The sequence below is a fragment of the Mucilaginibacter sp. genome (assembly GCF_039935595.1).
Taxonomy (GTDB): domain Bacteria; phylum Bacteroidota; class Bacteroidia; order Sphingobacteriales; family Sphingobacteriaceae; genus Mucilaginibacter.
Genome location: NZ_JBDTJZ010000105.1, coordinates 1 through 2,941 on the forward strand (window position 1 = coordinate 1; position 2,941 = coordinate 2,941).

Consider the following 2,941-nt stretch of genomic DNA (forward strand, 5'->3'; position numbering starts at 1 on the left):
GGCGATGCCGAGGCTACGGCCAAACTATTTTCGTTATTGCTGCAAAATGATGCTAATAACCATATTAAGGCTGCTTTAAAGCAAAATTCCAAAGAGCAGGTATTGCCGCCGCATCTGCCTAAAACCACTATTGAACAGCTACCCCAAACGCCGGGCGTATATTATTTTCACGATGCTAAAGGCAAAGTGATATATGTAGGCAAAGCAAAAAATATAAAAAAGCGTGTTTGCAGTCATTTTACGGGTAATAACCCAGGTTTGCAGCGGCAGGAATTTATGCGCAATATTTATCAGGTAACACACCAGCAATGTGGTACAGAACTGATAGCTTTTGTGTTGGAAGCCGTAGAAATAAAGCGCCTTTGGCCCAAATATAACCGGTCGTTAAAGCGGTTTGAACATGCTTATGGTCTTTACGCCTTTGAGGACCAGCGCGGATACCTGCGCCTGGCTATTGATAAATACCGTAAAGGTAACCAAACATTATATACCTGTAATACTATACTGGAAGGTTATAGTCTGTTAAATCGCTTAATTGAGGATTTTGGGTTATGTGCCAAGCTTTGCTTTATTCAAAAAAACAACCAGCCTTGTAATATAGGCGAAGGTTGCGCCTGTACCGGACAGGAAAGCGTTGAAGACTATAATCAAAAAGTAACCTATGCCCTTAACCAACTGCGCGACGCCCTACCCACATTTGCCATCCGCGATGAAGGCCGTACCGACGATGAGCATAGCTGCATCCTGATAGAGAAGGGGCAGTTTTATGGTATGGGTTATATTTCGCATTATTTTCAGGTAGAGGATATTCATCAGCTTAAAAACTACCTTACCCCGTATCCGGGTAATGATTACATTAAAACAATGGTGCATAATTATGCCACCCGCTATCCGGAGCGTATGGTGGTGTTAGGGTAAATGTTTTGTTGGCGACGGGCAGCACCTACGGAGCTGAAATTGTTTGTTGATTTTTTCTACAAATAGGTAGCCCCGCTGGGGCAATGTCATTAAGTTAAGGGAAACAGAAGCTTAAATAATATCGAATAATGAATTTTGAATATCGAACATCGAAGTTTTAACTTCATTATTCGACATTGGACATTCTGTGTTCGATATTAAATGGGACTCAATTCATTAACTTAATGACATTGCCCGCTAGGGCAATATACGGTTAGTTAATTCGCTTATTTGTGCCGTAGGCACAAAACATTTGTAGTAAAATATTTTTAATATAAAACGCGTGCCGTAGGTACGCAACAACTGCCCACGTTTTGTAGGATATTTTTGAATCACGACCTAAGCGTTTGTATATTGCAGCCACCAAACAAAAAAAACTAAAAACATCATGTCAGGAAAATTAACCGGAAAGGTTGCCATAATTACGGGTGCCAGTGCAGGGATAGGTCGCGCCAGCGCGTTGGCTTTAGCTGCCGAAGGTGCTCACATTGTAATAACTGCCCGCCGCGGCGAGAGACTGGAAGAACTAACCGCCGAAATAAAAAAATTGGGTTCAAATGCTTCAATAGTTGTAGGCGATGCCCGCGATGAAAAAACCGCCGAAGAAACCGTTAAAGCGGCATTGGCTGTTACCGGCAAAATTGATATCCTGCTAAATAATACCGGCATGGGTATTTATAAGGACCTGGTGGATACCAGCCTGGCCGACTACGAGACCATGGCCGACACCAACATCCGCTCTACCTTTTTATTTAGCCGTCACGTTGTGCCGCACATGATCAAACAAAAAAGCGGAACTGTTTTAATGCTATCATCAATGGCAGGCGTATATGGCTTTGCAGGCGAGGCAGTTTATTGCGCCACTAAATTTGCACAGGTAGGTTTTGCACAGGCGCTCGATAAAGAATTGCGTCCGCACGGTATAAAGGTGGGTGCAATTTGCCCGGGTGGTGTTAAAACCGAATTTGCCATTGGCACGGGCCGTACCGAAGAGGGTGTGGCTAAATCAACCATGTTGGAGCCGGAGGATGTTGCAGGCGCGGTATTGCTGGCGTGCACACAGTCGCCGGGCTCACGTATCATTGAGATACAGATGCGTACCATGTCTGAGGCACTTGCCTGATAAAGATTGGTGAATAAAGATTGAAGATTAGGTTTGGCGATAGTCAAACCTTTTTTGTTTTATGTTATATCGATGGCCTCGGTAATTATTTCATCCAATATTTCTTTTCCTGCGGTTTTAAAAGAAAAATATTGAAAAACTGATGCAATTAAAAAAAAGCCCCCAAAAAATGGTATACCAGAATACATTCTTTCAATAATGCAAAAGGTTAAAACTATAAACAAGATTACAAAACCAGGCAGAATGTTAATACGATAATTAAAAACTAAGGTGTTGCTGTATTCGAGTTGATTAATTAGAAATTCACCGCCAGATAATAGTTTTTTAGATTCAACACCAGTAACTACCATTCCCGGTTTTTCCTTAAAAGTTACAGAGTTTGTTGTTACTGCGGTTACTCTGTAATCGTACTCTTTTAACTTTTGTAGAATTTCGTATTTAATAGCTTCCAAAGAAGCGCTTGTCGTTTGTTCGGTTTGAAACCTAAATATAACCTCAGGTATTTTCATGGATAAAGTTCAATGGAAATACTAAGGTAATTATTTGGATAAAAAAATTCTTGACGCAGACCTGCTTTTAATTAAGTATACGTTTATCAAATTAAAACAAATCCGAAATCGAAATTCCGAAATCCGAAATTAAATAACCCACGCCTTCTCCAACTCCACCTGCATTTGCTGTTGAATTTTCAAGGCTTCGGCACGCGCGGCATCGGCAAAGTCTTCGCCGTTTGATGCGTAGATGATAGAACGCGACGCATTAACTATTAAACCACAATCTTTGGTTATACCATATTGGCAAACATCAGCCAGGCTGCCGCCCTGGGCGCCAACGCCGGGTACCAATAAAAAGTTATCGGGC

At 41.7% G+C, this 2,941-nt stretch carries 3 protein-coding genes and 1 pseudogene; 2 read left to right on the top strand and 2 right to left on the bottom strand.

Going from position 1 to position 2,941, the window contains the following annotated elements:
* Window positions 1-918: nucleotide excision repair endonuclease (locus ABI367_RS07340; RefSeq protein ID WP_462230769.1), on the top strand; the 918-nt coding region annotated here is incomplete at its 5' end.
* Between the two features lie 427 nt (window positions 919-1,345).
* Window positions 1,346-2,080, top strand: a complete 735-nt coding sequence (locus ABI367_RS07345; RefSeq protein WP_462230771.1) for an SDR family oxidoreductase — start codon at window positions 1,346-1,348, stop codon at window positions 2,078-2,080.
* Window positions 2,081-2,139: 59 nt separating this feature from the next.
* Here ABI367_RS07345 and ABI367_RS07350 read toward each other — a convergent pair whose 3' ends face one another.
* Window positions 2,140-2,589 (bottom strand): hypothetical protein, encoded by a 450-nt coding sequence (locus ABI367_RS07350; protein WP_462230773.1) that lies wholly within the window; start codon window positions 2,587-2,589, stop codon window positions 2,140-2,142.
* 129 nt (window positions 2,590-2,718) lie between these two features.
* Window positions 2,719-2,941 (bottom strand): annotated as a pseudogene (locus ABI367_RS07355) (orotidine-5'-phosphate decarboxylase); the annotation flags it as partial.

Excerpts from the sequence above, each read along its gene's own strand:
- ABI367_RS07350 (WP_462230773.1), bottom strand. The coding sequence starts at position 2,589 with ATGAAAATACCTGAGGTTATATTTAGGTTTCAAACCGAACAAACGACA.
- ABI367_RS07345 (WP_462230771.1), top strand. The coding sequence starts at position 1,346 with ATGTCAGGAAAATTAACCGGAAAGGTTGCCATAATTACGGGTGCCAGT.